The organism is Leifsonia sp. fls2-241-R2A-40a, from assembly GCF_030209575.1.
Taxonomy (GTDB): domain Bacteria; phylum Actinomycetota; class Actinomycetes; order Actinomycetales; family Microbacteriaceae; genus Leifsonia.
The window spans coordinates 1,063,024-1,080,317 of sequence record NZ_JARVRS010000001.1; the positions used below are offsets into that span (position 1 = coordinate 1,063,024).

Consider the following 17,294-nt stretch of genomic DNA (forward strand, 5'->3'; position numbering starts at 1 on the left):
TCCTCCCACGGAGGGACTCGCGGCGCCGCGTGTCAAGCCCTGCTCCGCTCGTGGGGCGACGCGTACGACATGAACATGGCGACCGGAACCGTGACTCTGACCCAGGACCGCAGCAGGACTGCTCCACGGCTGACCCCCGACGTAGTGCCGGGCGTGCACTGGCTGGAGCACGCGTTCACCAACTGCTACCTACTCGCCGACGGCGACGCGTGGACGCTGGTGGACGCCGCGTTCCCGAAGACGTGGGGACCGCTGGTGGCGGCTGCGCACTCGGTCGGCCTGCGGATGCGCGACCTCGAGGGAATCGTGCTCACCCACGGCCACTTCGATCATGTGGGCTGTGCCGCGCGCGCGGTCGAGGAGCTCGGCGTACCGGTCTTCGTCCACGCCGCCGATAGGCGGCTGGCCGCCCACCCCTACCGGTACCGCCGGGAGCACACGCCGTTCGTCTACCCCCTCCTCTACCCCAAGTCGCTCAGGCCGGTCGTCGGGATGGTCAAGGCCGGAGCCCTCCGCGTGAAGGGGGTTGAAAAGGTATCGGAACTGCCGGAGTCCGGGACGCTCGACCTGCCGGGCAGGCCGGAGGTCGTCTTCACGCCTGGCCACACGCTCGGGCACTGCGGTCTGCTGCTGCGCGACCGGGAGACGCTGCTGAGCGGCGACGCGCTGGTCACGCTCGACCCGTACAAGGGCATCCCGGGTGCGCAGATCGTCGCCGGAGCCGCGACCGCCGATTCCGGGCGGGCCCTGGCATCGCTAGATGTGATCGCGGCGACGGGGGCGCGCGTGCTGCTGCCCGGGCACGGCGACCCGTGGCGGGACGGAGCGGGGGCGGCGGCCGCGTCAGCACGGGCCATCGGGCGAAGCTGACCGCACGCGCGCGTCAGGCCGCGGGTCCGAGCACCGCGAGCAGTCCTCCGTCGGTGACCGCCGCCATCGACAGGACCTTGTAGCCGGCTTCGTCGAAGAACACGGTGAGGCGGTCGGCATCGGTGTGCATGACGATCCCGGGGCCCCAGGTCTCATGCCGGACGCGCGCGGACAGCGGGAACGCCTCCTCCATCCCGTTGTCGTGCTGGTCGGCCCATCGCTGCGCGCTGCCCGAGGTGCAGGTGTCGCAGTTGCCGCAGGGCTTCGGCAGCTCCTCGCCGAAGTAGCCGAGGAGGAACTGCCGCCGGCACATTCCCGTTTCGGCATACTCCTGCATGAGCTGGGCGCGGGAGTGCTCGATGCGCTGCCGCGACTCGGCCTCGGCGACCGCGCGCGCCGCCGCTTCACCCGGCTTGACGTTCGCCGCGCGGAGCTCGTCGTCGCTGCCGGACAGCACGGCCGCATCCCGCAGCAGCCCGAGGAGCCGGCCGAGCGAGCGGACGCTGATGCCGACCCGTTCCGAGAGGCCGGCGCGGGTGATCCCAGGTTCCTTCGCCACGGTCGCGAAGATTCGCGCCAGTTCATCGGCGTCGGGGCCGCCGCCGGAGAAGAACTTCGTGAGCGCGAAGTCCTCGGGTCGGTAGTGCAGGGTCACCAGCGCCGGCTCGCCGTCTCGGCCCGCGCGTCCCGCCTCCTGGTAGTAGCTGTCGAGGGAGTCGGTGACCGAGGCATGGACGACCGAGCGCACGTCGTGCTTGTCGATGCCCATCCCGAACGCGCTGGTCGCGCTCACCACGCGCGCTCGGCCGTCCATGAAGCGTTCGTACACATCGTCGCGATCGGCACGGCGAAGGCCCGCGTGATACGCGGCGGCGGGAACGCCCGCCCGCTCCAGCTCGTCGGCGTACTGCTCGGCGTCGTTACGGGTCGCGACGTAGACGAGGCCGGATCCGTCCATCCCGCGCACCTGCTCGACCACGGCGGCTCTCTTCGCGGAGTCCTCCTCGTGCCGGACGACCTCGAGGCGCAGGTTCGGGCGGTCGAACCCGGTCGCGAACAGCCGCGGGCGCCGCAGCCCGAGCCGCTCGCCGATCTCGGCCCGGACCGGTGGTGCCCCGGTCGCGGTCATGGCGACGACCGGTGGATGCCCGAGCTCGTCGATCACGTCGCCGAGGAGCAGGTAGTCCGGCCGGAAGTCGTGACCCCACGACGAGACGCAGTGCGCTTCGTCGACAGCGAAGAGGGTGACATCGATCGCGCGCAGACGCTCACGTACCTCGGGGTTCGCGAGCTGTTCCGGCGCGAGGAAGGCGAAGCCCGCCTCGCCGGTCTCGAGCGCCTCCCAGTCGCGTTCCCGCTCGCGCTGACCGGCGGACGAGTTGATGGCGACCGCACGCGGCACATCCTTCGCCTCGCTGAGCGAGCGGACCTGATCCTCCTGAAGTGAGATCAACGGCGACACGACGATCGTGACGCCGTCGAGCACGGTCCCCGTCACCTGGTACAGCGACGACTTGCCGTAACCGGTCGGCATCACGGCGAGGACATCGCCGCCGCCGAGCAGCACCTCCATCGCTTCCGCCAGGCCGGGACGCAGCACATCCCAGCCGAACGACTCCCGGGCGACCTCCTGGATGCGCGACATGGCGCTACCGTAGCCGCTCGCGGTCACCGGGTGTACGCCCGCTGCTGGTCCCGCTCGTCGGCGACGCGTACGCCGTGACGGTAGGCGAGCTCGCCGCCCAGGAAGCCCGAGACGCCCACGACGAGGATGCCGATCAGCGCGAGCACGAAGCCGGCGACACTCGGGTCGTCCGGGTTGCCCGCCCGGACGATCGCACTGACGATGAACAGCACGATCGCGGTCGAGTTGAAGGCGAGATGCGACACCGCGGTTCGGCGGACTTTCGTGCCGGCCGGCAGCTGCGAGAAATCGAGCAGGCCGAATACCGCGGCGACGAGTCCCCCGATCACGCCGATGACGACCAGCCACAGTGCGCCGATGGCGAGCGCGTGCGGCGCCGCTCCGAGCAGGGCCGCGATGTCGAAGACCACGGCCGCGGTCCACGCGCCGATGGGGATGGTGACGACCGTCGCGTGGAAGGGGTGCCCGTAGGGGCCGGCGATGAACGACCGCGGCCGCTTGGCCCGCCGGAAGCCGGGGTCGATGTCGGTGCTGCTCATGGGGATGCTCCTCTGCTCCCCTGCATCGTCGGACCCCGCCGTCCCCGATGGCAGCCCTTCACGCGCGGGTACCGCGCGAGTATGGTCCGCCGACGGTGCGATCCGACCTGTCAAGGCCTCACCGCAGCGGACCGGTGCGCCTACCGTCGCGGCATGAGCGCATCCCCTGTCGTCGTCATCACCGGAGCCTCCAGCGGTCTGGGCCGGGGCACCGCCCTGGCCTTCGCCCGGAGGCACGCCCGGCTCGTCCTGGTCGCGCGCGGCGCAGCATCCCTCGAGGAGGTCGCGGTGGACTGCGCGGCCGCCGGGGCCCGCGACGTGGCGATCGTCGCCGGCGACACGACCGACGAGTCCACCGGCGACCGCGCAGTGGACACGGCCATCGCCCGGCACGGTCGCCTCGACGTCTGGGTGAATGTGGCCGCGGTCGGCAGCTACGCGCGCTTCTGGGAGCAGCCTGCCGAGGAGTTCCGCCGCATCCTCGACGTCGACATCCACGGCTACACGAACGGCAGCAGAAGTGCCCTGCGGGTGATGGTTCCGCAGCGATCCGGGCTGATCGTCAACGTCGCCTCCATCCTCGGCGAGGTGCCGCAGCCCTACTCCGCGGCCTACTCGATGTCGAAGGCCGCCGTGATCGCGTTCGGGCGCAGCGTCCGCTCCGAGCTCTCCCTGGCGAAGTCCCCCGTGCACATGGTCACGGTGCTGCCGCCCACACTGGACACGCCGTTCTTCCAGCACGCGGGCAACCGGACGGGCCGAGCACTGAAGGCGCTGCCGCCGGTGTACCCGCCGACGGAGGCGCTCGACGCGATCGTCGCTGCGTGGAAGAACCCCGGCACGCCGGAGCGCACGGTCAGCGGTCCGGGCAAGGCCCTGGTGCGGCAGCACCGCCGCCGGCCCCAGGTGGTGGAGGCGGCGATCGCCCGTCAAACGGAGCTCGGCCAGTTCTCGAAGGGGCCGGCGGCGCCGACGACGGGCAACCTGAACGAACCGTCCGGCGCGCCGCTCGGAGTGACCGGCGGCTGGGGCGGCCGCTCGAAGCAGACCGGTCGGCTGCTCGTCCTCGCGGCCCTCGCGGGCGCGGCGGCCTCCGCCGTCCGCGCCGCGCGAGGGAAGCGGGACTGAGGCCTACTGCACCGACCAGCCGCCGTCGCTCGGCAGTACGGCGCCGTTGATGTTCACGCCGTCGTCGCTGAGCAGGAAGGTGATGGATGCGGCCAGCTGCTCGGCCGTCGCGATCGACGGGATCTGCTGCTGGAACGGCGTCAGGCGCGCCATGCCCGCCTCGGACGGCTTCGCGGGCATCGGGATGCCGGTGGCGACACCGCCCGGCGCGACCGCGTTCACGCGGATGCCCTGCGGTCCGTACATGAACGCGGTGCTCCGCGTCAGGCCGACCACGCCGTGCTTCGACACCGTGTAGGCGGTGCCGGACGCGTTGCCGCGAAGCCCCGCCTCGGACGCGACGTTGACGATGGACCCGGTGCCGGCCGCAAGCATCGCCGGGAGGACGGCGCGGGTGAGCTTGAATCCGCCGGTCAGGTTGATGCCGATGGTGCGGTCCCAGACCGCGTCGGACGTCTCGTGCGCCGGCGAGAAGTCGTCGTTGACGCCGGCGATGTTCGCCAACGCGTCGATGCGGTCGCCGGCCGCGGCGACGATGCCGTCGATGTCGTCCTGCTTGGTGATGTCGCCCACCACGGTCACCACCGACCCGTCCGGCAGGGATGCGGCGAGCTCGCCGAGTCGCTCGGCGGAGATGTCGACAGCGACCACGCGGCCGCCCTCGCGGGAGACGCGGGATGCGGTGGCCCGGCCGATGCCGGATGCAGCGCCCGTGACGATCACCGTGCGGCCGTCGAACCGACCGGAAGTCACCTTCTCGACCCATCCCGTCTCGACGTCCTCGGGCATGACGCCGTCGTTCGCTTGCAGGACAAGGTCGTCGACGACGGACTGCGGCAGCTGCCCCTGGCTCAGCGCGACCAGCTGCTGGAGCGGGAGTCCACGCACCGGCGCGAGCATCTCCTCCCCCACCCCCGCCTGCGTGAGCAGGCCCTGGATCAGCGGCGCACCTGTCGGGTGGTCCAGCCATTCGCTGATGGTGCTGTGCGCCGTTAGTGGCTTCGGATCGGTCATCGTCGTCCCTCTCTCTCGGGTAGTGGATCCGATTATGGCACTTGGTGCCGTAAAAGCGCTGAGCGAATATCGCCGGCTGAATCCGGCGCCGGGCACTTGTCTCCATCCAGATCGGGCGTACCGATGGTCGTTCCACTTCGGCCGTCGGGAGGAGGAGCGCATGGAGACCGTGCTCGCCGTACTGGAACGCGGCGACGACGCGTTCGAGATCGAATTCGAGCGCACCACCGAACCGCCGTTCGAGCTGCGCCTTCCCTCGCACATCGGGGGCGCGGCCGTGATGGACGTGTTCGACCTGGCGGACTCGAGCCTGTGGCCTGAGCTCATCCGCTACCGGTTCTCGGAGTGCGTGCCGGTCGTCATCGGATCGCTCGACGACTTCTGATCCGTCAGCGCTGCATTCCACCAGCGCTCGAGCCGTGGCTATGCTGTGCGCCATGAGCACCAAGAGCCGTCAGGGTCCGCACCGCGAAGAGACGCTCCAGCTGGGCGAGAAGCGGGGGCTCTGGGGTGCCTTCGCCGGACTGATCACGGCGGTGCTGATCGCCTACCCGCTCTCGGCGTGCATCGCCTTCGCGACGCATCCGACGACGCAGAAACTGTTCGGCGGCCGGCTGGAGTCGGCCTCGGCCGGCGGCTACGCCGCGTTCTGGTGGGTGCTGGCCCTAGGCTGCCTGGCGCTGCCCTTCCTCGTCGGCTTCGGCATCGCCCGGCTGTCGTCCCGTGCCGTGGTCACGATCGCCGCGATCGTCGTGCTCTTCCTCATCGCCGTGATCGTGCTCGGCCAGCTGTTCGCCTTCTGAGGTCAGCGGGCAGCCAGGACGACCTTGCGTCCGGGAGGGGCGGACTCGGCGGCACGGTGCGCATCCCACACCTCGGCGAGCGGGAGGATCTCCGGCTCGGCGGCGCTCAGACGTCCGGCGGCGACCTCGCTCAGCAGGCTGGCGAGCATGCGGCGATACGCGGCGCGACGGGTCGCGACGAAGAACGGGGTGCTGCAGATGCGGTCGGTCCGGCTGCGGGCGGCGCGGGCGGCGCCGGTCACCGCGTCGGAGCGTTCGTGGCCGCGCCGGCCGGCGAACGCGGTGTGCACCACGACGCCGTCGCGGGCCAGCGCCTCGTGCACGCGGGGCGAGCCGGTGTGGTCGATCGCCGCATCCACCGGGCCCCCGGCCGCCTCGCGGACGCGCTCGGGCCACTCCCGCTCCGTGTAGTCGACGACCGGGATGCCGAGTTGCGCCGCCGCGTCGCGGCTGCGACCAGAGGCGGTGCCCACGACCGTCGCCCCGTCCGCGCGGGCCAGCTGCACCGCGAGGCTCCCGACGGCACCGGCCGCGCCCTGCACGAGCAGGCGGCGCACCGGTCCGGCGAGTTCGAGCGCATACGCCGCGGTGACACCGTCGAGCGGGAGGACGGCCGCCCGCGCCGGGTCGAGCCCGTCGGGAACCGCCACCAAGAGGGTCGGGGACACGTTCAGGAAGGTCGCGTGAGCACCCATCCCCGGCAGCACGCCGGCCACGAGGGCACCCTCACGAAGGCCGAGCGCCACGGACACAGCGGACTCGGTGACCAGTTCGCCCACGAAGTCGTAGCCGGACACGAAGCCCGGCAATGGATGGAAGACGTAGCCGCCTGCGCGGGCGAGCAGGTCGGTGGCGCCCAGGGAGGCGTACCTGACGCGCACGACGACCTGGCCGGCTCGCGGCGCGATCATCCGCTCGCGTGCGAGCACCATCGCGGACGGATCGCCGAAGCGGGACACCCGGGCGACCAGACGCGAGGGGACTCCGTCCCCGAACTCCGTCATCCGGCGATCAGCCGGCGCGGCGCTGCAGCAGCGCAGCGCGCTCGGGGTGGGCCTCGAACCAGTCGGCCACGTACCAGCACATCGGCACGATGTGCCGCGCGCCGTTCTGCTCGATGTCGTCGACCGCGTACTCCACCAGCTGGGCCGCGTAGCCCTTGCCGCGGTACTTCGGCACGGTGAACGCGCGCGTCAGCGAGATGGACTCACCCAGGATGCGGTAGTCGAGCACTCCGACGAGCTCGCCGTCGATGTGCATCGCGTAACGGTTCGCATCCGTCTGATCGCTGAACTCCGTGGCCATGGGCCCATGGTACGTCCGTCGTGTCGCCAGGGAACCCGCGATATGGTGAAGCTGTGGGATCCCGACCCGCACCCGACGGGCTCCCCGCGCATCCCGCGACCACGTCACAGCAGACCCGGCCGCCGGCGGCACCCGCCGTCCGTGCGATGTGACGACCCTGGAGCACCCACTGTGACGATCGACAATCCGTCGCCCGCACTCGCGCCCGCCTTCCAGGCCCTGCTCGAGCAGGTGCCCATCGGCGAGCACTCGGTCATCGAGGCCGAGACGATCACCTACGAGCACGAAGGGCTGCCCCTCGAGGGCTACCTGGCCCGCGACGTCCAAGCCGACGAGCGACGCCCGGCGGTCCTGGTGCTGCACGATTGGCACGGCGTCGCCGACAACGTGCGGATGCGCGCGCAGATGCTGGCCCGCCGCGGCTACGTCGCCTTCGCCGCCGACCTGTACGGCGCGGGAGTGCGCCCCACCGGGGACGATGCCCCGGCCGAGGCGGGCAAGTACTACCGCGACCTGGGGCTGCTGCGCTCCCGGGTCGCCGCCGCGTTCAGCTGGCTGCAGCAGCATCCCGCCGTCGACCCGGCCCGGCTCGCCGTGATCGGGTACTGCTTCGGCGGAACGGCGGCCCTCGAGTTCGCGCGCACCGGAGCGCCGGTCCGCGCTGTGGCATCCTTCCACGGCGGCCTGATCGCGCACGACCCATCCGACGCGTCGCAGATCGCCGCCTCCTTGCTGGTGCTGACGGGAGGCGACGACCCGGTCGTGCCCGACGACGCCGTCGCCGCCTTCCAGCAGGAGCTGCGCGGCGCGCCGCACGTGGACTGGCAGGTGACCACGTACTCCGGTGCGCCGCACGCGTTCACGATCCCCGGGACGGACCGGTACCGCCCGGTCGCGGATGCACGCAGCTGGCGGGCGCTTGTCTGCTTCCTCGACGAGGTGTTCCGCTGATGGAGCATCCCCGGCTGTTCGAGGACGGCGACCCGCTCGTCGCCCGCGTGCGCGCCCTCTGCCTCGCGCTCCCCGAGGCTATGGAGACCCTCAACCACGGTCGGCCGTCGTGGAAGGCGGGAGAGAAGGGGAAGGCGTTCGCGGTGCTGGGAGCGTCGATGGACCGGCCCGACACCCTCGTCTTCAAGCCCGACCCGGCCGAGGCGCCCGCCTGGCGGGAGGACCCCCGCGCGTTCGTCCCGAAGTACTGGGGACCGAGCGGATGGCTGGCGATCGACCTCGACCGCACGGCCCTGGATGCGGCGGTGACGGCCGAGCTGATCGAGACCTCGTACCGCCAGGTCGCGCTCCGGCGGCAATTGGCGGTCCTGGATGCGGTCATGTAAGCTTCTATCCGGCCCGCGTGCGGGCCATGCGCCACTAGCTCAACGGATAGAGCATCTGACTACGGATCAGAAGGTTGGGGGTTCGAATCCCTCGTGGCGCACACTGGTTGAGACAGTATGAAAGCCCCGCAATTCTTCGGAATTGCGGGGCTTTTCTTATGCCCGGGAACCTGTGGCGTGCTCGGCCGCCGCCAGAGCAAGCAGGGTCAGTGGGTGAGCTGCGCTTCGAGGACGAGGTTGTTCTCCGAGGGGGTGTTCCGGGGGTTCTGGAGGCACGTGATGATGACGAGACGGCCCGGCTGGTTCTCCCAGGTGGCGGCGTCGGCGGCCAGCTGGGGTTTCGGGACGATATGGCTGCCGGTGACCGTGTAGGTGTGGTCGCCGAGGGTGATGGAGGTTCCAGCCTGTAGCGCCGAGGTCTGGCGGGGGATGTCGATGAGGTAGTTGCCGGGGGCGAGTCCGCCGCCGCGGATCGAGTGGGTGACGAGGAAGATGGCGCCGTTGTCGGGTGTGCTGACCGCGGTGCCCAAGTTCGTGAGGTGATACGCGGCTGTGAATCCGGGCGGTTCGACGGTGGGGCTGGTGGTGGCGATCTCGTCGACTTCGACGTCGAGTCCGACACTGGGAATGGCGAGTCGGATGCCGGTGTCCGTGGTGGCGTGCGGGATCTCGGCCGCTTTGTCGGCTTGTTCGGTTGCGACGGGGTCGCCGCGGAGGTCGAGCAACTGTGAGTGGCTGGAGCCGGCGGCGCTGGAGTTGGTGAGCGCGAGCGCGCCGACAGTTCCGGCCGCACAGATGAGTGCGAACCCGGCGAGGGCTAGGGGCCACCGTCTGCGGCGGCGTGGGGTGGAGGTCATGGGCGCTCGTTTCGGTGCGATCGGTGGCGGCGGTCGTTATCGGGTTCGCTGAGGGACAGGTCGCCACCGGTCCGGCCGGCGGGTCGGGGTGTCGCGTCGGCCGGACCGGTGGCGGTGCTCACGCGACAGGGGTGGCGCGGCGGCGGCCGCGGGTAAGGGCGCGGGTGACCCGGTTGCGCGGGGCGATGATGACGAGGGCGACGATCATGGCGATCACGAAGCCGAGGACGCCGAACGCCGAGCCGATGAAGCCGTGGCTGAGTTCGTATCCCGGGTGCTCGCCCCAGGTGTGGGTCGAGGCGACGATGAACCAGAGTCGGGCTTCGTTGACGACGACCAGCGCGGTGGCGCCGACGAGCACGGCGGTCAGCCAGCGGACCGGGTGGACGCGGGTGACACCGAGGAGCAGCCCGAGCAGCATCAGGAATGGGCCGAGCATGACGAACACCGAGCACTGCTCGGTGATGATCAGGGCGACGTCGTAGGGGCCGTCCGCGGACTTGAAGAAGATCGCGTCTCCCGCCGAGCGTGCTCCGCCGTCGGTGAACGGGTTGGCGACGAGCGCCACGAGGGCGGCTTCGGCGTGGCGGATGACGTCGTTGTAAAACATGATCGCTACGCCGGCGGCGATGACGACGGCGGCCAGCAGCAGCCGCACCACGCGGGTCGGGGTGAACCAGCGGGGACGGACGGGCTGGCCGATGATGGGGGTGGTCAGTGTGCTTGCCATGGTTAGGCCTCCTTAGCTTCGACGCCGATCGGCGCGGCCCGGAAGAGCCGACGCGACACCGGCTGGGCAATCAGCCATCTGTCACCCCTTAGAGACTGCGGCGCTGCCCGCTCCTGACGGGCCACGCCCCGATGTCCAGGGGCCTACCAGCAAGGCGGTTCAGGAGCGGACGCAGCCGGACGTGGTGACGAAGCAGCCGGTGCCGTCGTTGCCGGACGGGTACCCCCAGGAGCTCCAGGACTCGCTGTCGGCCCAGACATGGTTTTGCAGCGCCCACACCGGTACAAACGAGGAGAACAAGAATTTGCCGTTGGCGTCCTGGTACAACATCGACACCCAGCCGTAGAGGGTGACGCCGCCGCGGCCGTCGTACCACCACACCGGTCCGCCCGAGTCGCCACCTGCCACCGGTATGGTCATGTAGCACCCGGTGTCGGTGACCTTGCAGGATTCCTTGACGGTGCCGCACCGGAATCCCCCAGCGGCGAGCGTCGGTGCCGAACTTCCGGAATGGCAGATCTGCTGCCCGGCAACGACGTCGCCGGGATGAGCGACACCGCTGATCGGGGCGTCCGGCCAGGCGGCCGACACCCGCATGATCGGTGGAATCGGTCGGGTGCCTGTGGAGATGAGCCCGGCATCCGGGTAGACGATGTGACCGGCGTAGGTGGTGTAGGCCACGCGGCCCAGGAATCCGGTCCCCGCGCCGATCTCGGTCCGGTCGGCGCCCAGCGGGCCGTCCATGTGGCCGACGCCGGGCAGGAAGTAGACACCGCGACTCAGGTACACACCGCCACCGGCAGTACCGCCGTTCACCTGCGCCGAACCCGCCGGATGGGTTGCGGTGCTCCAGGTCCAGTCGTTCGCAGCCACAGCCGGTCCGGCTCCCGCGAGCACCACCACCGCCGCGATCGCCAACCCAGCAGCGGCCCTACGAATTCCGCTCCGGCTCGCTTTGACTTTCTGCATGGGTTGACTCCTTTTCCTCCTCGGCGGCGCCCGGTGCGGCGGCGGCGTCTCACTGGTATGGACGCGGCTGGCACGCAACTATGACGGTGACACCCAAAGACGAAGGGGGGTTGCCCTCGGGATGGGAGGGCAACCCCCCTTCGGGAGTTTGCGTTTCGGGTTCGGTCAGTCGGTGGTGTGCTGATCACGACGGATCAGGCCCGTGCGCAGGAGCAGGGCTCCGGCGACGAGGAGGCTGCCGACGATGACGATGAAGCCTGCGCTTGAGAGGCCGGTCACGGCGAGTGCGCCGCCAGCCATGACACCGATACCGGCGACATTTCCGTACATGGTCGTTCCTTTCAGGCCGGCCGGCCCACCGTGTGGTGATGGGCCGGCCGGCGGTTGGGTCAGGCCTGCGGGGCAGCCTGGGTCGCGATGCGGCGGCTGCGGATCTTCAGCGCGCCTGCGGTGCCGAGACCGGCGGCTGCGAAGAGACCGAGCAGCAGCAGACCGCCCGGCTCGACGATCGGGCCGACCAGCGGGTCGCCCACGTTCAGCGCGATGGTCGTGGTGGTGATCGTGCCCTTGTTGTTCTGCTCGACCTTGATGATGGCGTTGGGGTCCGGGTTGAGGGCCCCCGCGTCCGGCTGGCAGGACCAGGTGCCGTCACCGGCGACGGCGGTGGTGCACACCGGGTCGCCGTTGGCGTCCTTGACCGTGATCGTCGCCCCCGGGACACCAGTACCGGTGAACGGAACCTTGCCATCGTTCGCGTAGTCGGTACCGGCGGTCGGGGAAGTGACCACCAGCGCCTGCGGGAGGACGATCGGCGTCAATGTCCCATCGGCGTTGCTCTGGTACACCGTCCCGTCGGGCGTAATGCCGAGCACCGCAAGGGTTCCATCGGATCGCTGGTCCGCGGAGATGCTGGTGAAGGTGACCCCAGCGGGTGCAGACATCTTCACACCGTCGTAGCGATAGATGTTGCCGTCGGTTCCCAGAGCGTAGAGCGCGGCAGCGGTCTGTACTGCCGGGACCGGAACGGCCGCCTTGACGAGGGCAGTGTTCGTCGCGTTGCTCTGATACACGGTACCGTCGGTCGCGATCGCAAGAACTGCGCCGCTAGCGGTAACGCGCTGGTCACCGGAAATGGATTTGAAGGTCACTCCCGCGGGGGCGGTGAGCTGCACGCCGTCCGCCCGGTAAACCTGGCCATTCGTGCCGAGGAAGTACAGGGCTTCGGCTGTCGCGGTCGCGGTCTGGGGCGAGATCGGCGACTTCCCGAGGCTGGTGTTCGTAGCGTCGCTCGCGTAGACCAGGCCATCCACGCCGATCGCGAGGACGGCGGGTGCACCGGTGGTGCGCTGACTTGCCGAGATGGACGTGTACGACTGGCCAGACTGCGACACTAGCTGGCGGCCGGAGTAGAAATAGACCTGCCCATCCGAGCCGAGGGCATATTCGCCATACGACGTCTGGGTGGCCTTCACCCCGGCAGGAAGCGGGATCTTGGTCATGGTGTTGTTGACCGACTCTCCCACCCAGAGGGAGCCGTCGGAAGCGATGCCCATGACGATGGTCTTGGACCCGTCGACGGTCTGGCTCGCAGAAATCGACGTGAACGTGAGGCCGGCGGGCGACTTGACCTCCGAGCCGTTCCAGTTGTAGATGTGGCCGTCCGATCCGAGGATGTAGAGGGCAGCACTGGTCTCCGCGCCGGTGACGGCGGGAGCAGTCGACGCGGCGGCGGTCTGGACGATGGCCTGCTGGGCGGTCAGGCCCAACGACTGGCCGGCGGGCGCAGGGGCGGCGTTCGCGGCCGCGCCGAAGGCGCAGCTGGCCAGCAGGCCGGCGGAGACGCCAACGATGAACTTGTTTCGAGTACGCATGTGTTTTTCCTCGGGAAAGAAGTAATTGAGTGGGGTAAGGACGGCGGATGTGTGTGCCGTCATGGAGAAGAGACGCCGATGGCGCGGTCGGATGACGCGTCCTCGGGGAAAATCGGCGAACACTCAGAAACGGCGAGGATCCGCCGGCCAGACAACCGTCGCGAGTACGAAATCGTTGTCGCCAAGCGGTGATCAAGCGGTGCGTGCGCGGCTCGTCGCCGGCTCGGTCGACTCCGACTATGCGATCAAGCCCGCCGTCGGAAGCCGAAGGAGTTCACGCAACAGATTCGGTACGGAACCGAGTCTCTATTAGTGGACGCTCTGTACTGAGGCGTCTGCCGCAGGGACGTTTTGAGGGCCCTGCGAGCACTTCTCGACACCCGACAGAACAGGCAAGCTCATGCGGACTCCCCATCCTCTCCCCTTCTGCGGCATCAGCGTTTCTGCGCTCACGAACCCCTTGGCGGTGATGTGAGATGGACGTCGTCATCGTCATCCTCAACACGCTCGCGCAGGTCGTCATGATCTTCTCGCTCGTGTACTTCCTGGCAATGATGGGCGCCGGCATCCATGAGAACCGCAAGTTGGGCTCGAAGCTCGGCGATCAGAGCCGAACCCGTTATGAAGACCCCTTCATCGACAACCCGGAGACCTTCGACGTCTACGTGATGATCCCGTGTCTCAACGAAGAAGCCGTCATCGGTCCGACCGTCGCCGCGCTCCGCAACGGGGCTCGCGTGACGACCATCGTGATCGACGACGCCTCGGATGACAGCACGTCCGAGATCGCACGACGCGAAGGCGGGGAGAACACGATCGTCCTGCGTCGGGAACTGCCCGATGCGCGCACCGGTAAAGGCGAAGCGCTCAACGACGCCTACCGACTGGTTCGGCGTCTCGTGGCCGAGCGAGAGCAGGACACCTCGCGTGTGATCATCCTGGTCATGGACGCAGACGGGCGCCTCTCCGATGGTGCCCTCAGCCACGTCCTCCCCCTTTTCGAGGAGCCGAAGGTCGGTGGGGTTCAGCTGCCCGTGCGAATCCGCAACCGCAGCAAGAACTTCCTCACCCGCTTCCAGGACTTCCAGTTCTGGTCGATGTCGGCGGTCACGCAGGTGGGACGTCGCAAGATCGGCACGGTCTCGCTCGGTGGCAACGGCCAGTTCACCCGCATGGCGGCGCTCGAGGGCCTGAACGCCATGCCGTGGTCGTCCTCGCTCACCGAAGATCTCGACCTTGCCGTCAGCCTGTCAAACGACGGCTGGGAACTGACCACCACGCCGTTCGCCTCTGTCGATCAGCAGGCGGTCGAGAGCCTCCGGCGCCTCATCGTCCAGCGTCGTCGTTGGTATCAGGGGCACATGATGGCCGGCAAGCGACTCCCCGAGATCTGGACCAACCCGAAGCTCTCCGTGGCTAAGGTCCTCGAACTCACCGGATACCTGATCGTTCCGTGGATCTTCGACCTGCCCTGGTCGATCCTCTCCCACTGGGTGCTGTTCCTGTCGCTCACCACCGTTGCGTCGTCCGTGACCGTGGTCGTCGGACCGCTGACCGTGACCGTGGCCGTCTTGACCTGGTATCTCCTGACCTTCGCTCCTGCGTTGTTCACCAGCTGGGTCTACCTCCGCCGGGATCCCGAGTGCTCACCCTGGCGTGCGTTGCTCATCGGTCACTCGTTCGTCGTGATGAACTACCTCTCCTACATCTGCGCGTGGGGGGCGCTCATCCGAATCATCCAGCGGAAGAACGGCTGGGACAAGACGAAGCGCACCGTCGAAGCACCGGTCTCGGGGCTGGTCGACACGCAAGTCTGAAGCCGACCCGGACGCAGCGCCAATACCCCTCAAGTTGTGGGTATTGGCGCTGCTCGTGCAGCACATCCAGCTGAATGCCGAGCTCTTCACCTCTGCTGACTGCCCGACCTATGGGGCTGCAACCGCGGTCCGATCCCGACTTCTGTCGTACGCGAATGCCCACCTCTCGATCGGCCGAGCTTCGGCCTCGCCAGCTGGGCGGCGAAGGTAGCGGGGCGCTGACTCGCTAGGAATTCTCGTTCAGTGGCTTCGCTGTCGTCCGTCCCGATCGGAGCGAGCTGCCGGGCGTCCTTTACCCGTGATTCGTCATCGTCCGTAGACCGGGACGTCTACGTAAATACAGGCGTATCGGCGCGCTTCCGAGTGGGCCGTCCGCTTGAGGTGATCGGATTTCGATCGCCGCGTGACGAAAGGCAGATTCATGACTCGTAAACGTATTCGGGCGACGGTGGCTCCGGTGGTGGCCGCGGCCGTGCTTGCGGTGTCGCTGGGGGCGGTCTCCCCGGCGGCGGCGGCCCCCTCGGGCTATCTCGCATTGGGCGACTCCTACGCGGCCGGCCAGGACATCGATGGGCATAAGGGCACGGACGCCGGATGCCTGCAGTCCTCCGTCAACTACCCATCGCAAGTCGCGACGAACCTTGGGCTCACACTGACCGACAACACCTGCTCGGGTGCCGTCTTAGGCGACGTGTTCGCGACATCCACTGCCGGTCGGCCCGCACAGGCCGGCGCTCCCGGCAACTCGGTCGGGACGATCACGCTGACGATGGGCGCCAACGATCTCGGGTTATCGGCGATCGCGAGTTCGTGCATAGCGAGCTCGGCCAGCGGCCCGCTCACGAGCGGTGAACCCTCCTGCGCGGCTCGATATTCAGCCGGCGGAGAGAACAACCTGGCCAGCCGACTGGCGACGACGGTGCTCCCGCATCTGACATCCACACTCACTCAGCTGCGTTCGACGTACCCGAGCGCGCGGATCCTGGTGGTGGGCTACCTCCCTTTGACGCCGGACGCCGCGCACACTCCCGCCGGAGGATGTTTCTCGCGGCTCGCTCTGAATGGAACCAGCTTCCCGTTCGTCACCACCGATCTGGAATGGCTGAACTCGGTCCAGCGTGCGATGGACGCGCAATACGAACTGGCCGCCGAAGCCAGCGGCGCCCAGTACCTGTCGTTGATGACCGCAGCGGCCGACCATACCGCGTGCTCTGCCTCCAACACCCCCTACATCAACCCCCTCACCATCACCGGCTTCTCGCCTGACGCGAGCGCTCTCCATCCGAATTCGTCGGGCCTGAAATTCCTGGGACAGGCCGTCACGTCGGCCCTCAACACACAGCAGGCGTTCGGTGGCGTGCGGGGCCAACTCATCCCCCAGGGCGGCGACGAGTACGAGCTGCAGATCCTGGTTCCCGGCGCGACCCTGAGTTCCACACCCACCGTGACCGCATGGAAGAACGAAAGCTACCTCGCCCATGTCCAGGGCGAGTTCGGCTGGTACCTCGGCGTACGCGCCGCGAACGGCTACCGCGTCTACTCTCAGACCATCACGATGAGCCAGGGAGACGTCGTCGAGCTGAAAACCGCAGACGGATCACGTCAGGTGCTCAGCGCTCTACCGACCTCGTTCCGAGGCGTCACCGGCCAGGTCGTGCACATCAGTGGCAACACTTACGAGCTCCAGATCTGGGTCCCGGTCAACACCCTCGAAACCACGCCGGACATCTCCGCGCGCATCAACGGCGATTACGCGGCCAGCATCGTCGGGCAGTCCGCTTACTACCTGCAGGTTCGAGGCGGAGGCGGTTACCGCGTTTACACCCAACTGGTGACCCTCCAAGCCACGGACACGGTCACCCTCACCGTGACGGGGACCAACGAGCAGCAGAGACTCTCCTAGCCCGACGGCGGGCCGTCGTCGGAACCTCACGGCGGCCCGACGCCGTCGGGTGATGCAGACATTCTCGGCAGCGTCTAGGTAGTTGCCCCCAGGTGGCCGCGGCACCGTGCCGAAGAGGGTGGGAGCACCCCTCCCCCACCACCTAAGGAGCCCTCATGACGGACGCGACCATGCACCACATCTCCGACCAGGACCTCATCCGGATGCTGCGGGCGAAGAACCCCGACGCGGCGGCCGAGCTGTTCGGGCGTTACCACGACTGGTCCGAGCACCTCACCCGGACCCACCACCCCCGGGCCGTGACGGCGGATGTGTCGATCACAGCGTTGACCCGCACCATCCTTCACCTGCGCTCGACGACCGGACCCACCGAGCGGTTCTCCAGCTACCTGCGCACCTTCATCACGCAGCCGATCAGCGCGCGGTGATCACCGGCCCGAGTCGGCGCCCTGGGCGGAATCGCTGCGCCTGCACGGACACGCGTGAGAGGATTTAGTCCGGCTCAG

At 68.8% G+C, this 17,294-nt stretch carries 19 protein-coding genes and 1 tRNA gene; 10 read left to right on the forward strand and 10 right to left on the reverse strand.

Annotated elements, in window-relative coordinates; genetic code table 11:
* Positions 1-75 precede the first annotated feature (75 nt).
* A complete protein-coding gene (locus tag QRN40_RS05305; protein WP_285114464.1) occupies positions 76-870 on the forward strand; it encodes an MBL fold metallo-hydrolase in 795 nt (264 codons plus the stop codon).
* Positions 871-883: 13 nt separating this feature from the next.
* On the opposite strand, the gene QRN40_RS05310 is transcribed toward QRN40_RS05305, so the two are convergent.
* Both QRN40_RS05310 and QRN40_RS05315 read right to left on the reverse strand, forming a co-directional pair.
* Positions 884-2,515, reverse strand: a complete 1,632-nt coding sequence (locus tag QRN40_RS05310; RefSeq protein ID WP_285114465.1) for a RecQ family ATP-dependent DNA helicase — start codon at positions 2,513-2,515, stop codon at positions 884-886.
* A gap of 23 nt (positions 2,516-2,538) precedes the next feature.
* Positions 2,539-3,054, reverse strand: coding sequence for a DUF2231 domain-containing protein (locus tag QRN40_RS05315; RefSeq protein ID WP_285114466.1), 516 nt, complete (start codon positions 3,052-3,054; stop codon positions 2,539-2,541).
* A 153-nt stretch (positions 3,055-3,207) separates the two neighbouring features.
* Between QRN40_RS05315 and QRN40_RS05320 the strand changes: the two genes are divergently transcribed.
* Complete coding sequence (locus QRN40_RS05320) at positions 3,208-4,182, forward strand: SDR family NAD(P)-dependent oxidoreductase (RefSeq protein WP_285114467.1); 975 nt, start codon at positions 3,208-3,210, stop codon at positions 4,180-4,182.
* 3 nt (positions 4,183-4,185) lie between these two features.
* Here the strand turns inward: QRN40_RS05320 and QRN40_RS05325 are convergent, their stop codons facing one another.
* Positions 4,186-5,196, reverse strand: a complete 1,011-nt coding sequence (locus QRN40_RS05325; RefSeq protein ID WP_285114468.1) for an SDR family NAD(P)-dependent oxidoreductase — start codon at positions 5,194-5,196, stop codon at positions 4,186-4,188.
* Between the two features lie 160 nt (positions 5,197-5,356).
* On the opposite strand from QRN40_RS05325, the gene QRN40_RS05330 reads away from it, so the two are divergent.
* Both QRN40_RS05330 and QRN40_RS05335 read left to right on the forward strand, forming a co-directional pair.
* On the forward strand, positions 5,357-5,581 hold the full coding sequence (locus tag QRN40_RS05330) for a hypothetical protein (protein ID WP_285114469.1): 225 nt from the start codon (positions 5,357-5,359) through the stop codon (positions 5,579-5,581).
* Between the two features lie 52 nt (positions 5,582-5,633).
* Positions 5,634-5,999 carry a hypothetical protein gene (locus QRN40_RS05335; RefSeq protein WP_285114470.1) on the forward strand — a complete coding sequence of 122 codons (366 nt, stop codon included), beginning with the start codon at positions 5,634-5,636 and terminating at the stop codon, positions 5,997-5,999.
* A gap of 2 nt (positions 6,000-6,001) precedes the next feature.
* Here QRN40_RS05335 and QRN40_RS05340 read toward each other — a convergent pair whose 3' ends face one another.
* Positions 6,002-7,003, reverse strand: a complete 1,002-nt coding sequence (locus tag QRN40_RS05340) for a quinone oxidoreductase family protein (RefSeq protein WP_285114471.1) — start codon at positions 7,001-7,003, stop codon at positions 6,002-6,004.
* Between the two features lie 7 nt (positions 7,004-7,010).
* Positions 7,011-7,304 (reverse strand): GNAT family N-acetyltransferase, encoded by a 294-nt coding sequence (locus QRN40_RS05345; RefSeq protein WP_285114472.1) that lies wholly within the window; start codon positions 7,302-7,304, stop codon positions 7,011-7,013.
* A gap of 171 nt (positions 7,305-7,475) precedes the next feature.
* Here QRN40_RS05345 and QRN40_RS05350 point away from each other — a divergent pair, with 171 nt between their 5' ends.
* The 3 genes from QRN40_RS05350 to QRN40_RS05360 all read left to right on the forward strand — a co-directional run bounded on the left by QRN40_RS05350 (position 7,476) and on the right by QRN40_RS05360 (position 8,742).
* Positions 7,476-8,255 carry a dienelactone hydrolase family protein gene (locus tag QRN40_RS05350; protein WP_285114473.1) on the forward strand — a complete coding sequence of 260 codons (780 nt, stop codon included), beginning with the start codon at positions 7,476-7,478 and terminating at the stop codon, positions 8,253-8,255.
* Positions 8,255-8,641, forward strand: coding sequence for an MmcQ/YjbR family DNA-binding protein (locus QRN40_RS05355; protein WP_285114474.1), 387 nt, complete (start codon positions 8,255-8,257; stop codon positions 8,639-8,641). Before QRN40_RS05350 ends, QRN40_RS05355 begins: the two co-directional genes overlap by 1 nt.
* A 28-nt stretch (positions 8,642-8,669) precedes the next feature.
* Positions 8,670-8,742: transfer RNA gene (locus QRN40_RS05360), tRNA-Arg, on the forward strand.
* Between the two features lie 105 nt (positions 8,743-8,847).
* Here QRN40_RS05360 and QRN40_RS05365 read toward each other — a convergent pair.
* The 5 genes from QRN40_RS05365 to QRN40_RS05385 all read right to left on the reverse strand — a co-directional run bounded on the left by QRN40_RS05365 (position 8,848) and on the right by QRN40_RS05385 (position 13,131).
* Positions 8,848-9,498, reverse strand: coding sequence for a class F sortase (locus QRN40_RS05365; RefSeq protein ID WP_285114475.1), 651 nt, complete (start codon positions 9,496-9,498; stop codon positions 8,848-8,850).
* A 118-nt stretch (positions 9,499-9,616) separates the two neighbouring features.
* Positions 9,617-10,228 carry a hypothetical protein gene (locus QRN40_RS05370; RefSeq protein ID WP_285114476.1) on the reverse strand — a complete coding sequence of 204 codons (612 nt, stop codon included), beginning with the start codon at positions 10,226-10,228 and terminating at the stop codon, positions 9,617-9,619.
* A gap of 159 nt (positions 10,229-10,387) precedes the next feature.
* Positions 10,388-11,197, reverse strand: coding sequence for a chymotrypsin family serine protease (locus QRN40_RS05375; protein ID WP_285114477.1), 810 nt, complete (start codon positions 11,195-11,197; stop codon positions 10,388-10,390).
* Positions 11,198-11,362: 165 nt separating this feature from the next.
* A complete protein-coding gene (locus QRN40_RS05380) occupies positions 11,363-11,527 on the reverse strand; it encodes a hypothetical protein (protein ID WP_285114478.1) in 165 nt (54 codons plus the stop codon).
* A gap of 59 nt (positions 11,528-11,586) precedes the next feature.
* A complete protein-coding gene (locus QRN40_RS05385) occupies positions 11,587-13,131 on the reverse strand; it encodes a hypothetical protein (protein ID WP_285114479.1) in 1,545 nt (514 codons plus the stop codon).
* 413 nt (positions 13,132-13,544) lie between these two features.
* Between QRN40_RS05385 and QRN40_RS05390 the strand changes: the two genes are divergently transcribed.
* The 3 genes from QRN40_RS05390 (at position 13,545) to QRN40_RS05400 (ending at position 17,216) form a co-directional block, all read left to right on the forward strand.
* Positions 13,545-14,885, forward strand: coding sequence for a glycosyltransferase (locus QRN40_RS05390; RefSeq protein ID WP_285114480.1), 1,341 nt, complete (start codon positions 13,545-13,547; stop codon positions 14,883-14,885).
* A gap of 403 nt (positions 14,886-15,288) precedes the next feature.
* Positions 15,289-16,788 (forward strand): SGNH/GDSL hydrolase family protein, encoded by a 1,500-nt coding sequence (locus QRN40_RS05395; RefSeq protein WP_285114481.1) that lies wholly within the window; start codon positions 15,289-15,291, stop codon positions 16,786-16,788.
* 155 nt (positions 16,789-16,943) lie between these two features.
* Entirely contained in the window at positions 16,944-17,216 is a 273-nt protein-coding gene (locus QRN40_RS05400) for a hypothetical protein (RefSeq protein WP_285114482.1), read from the forward strand.
* Positions 17,217-17,294 lie beyond the last annotated feature (78 nt).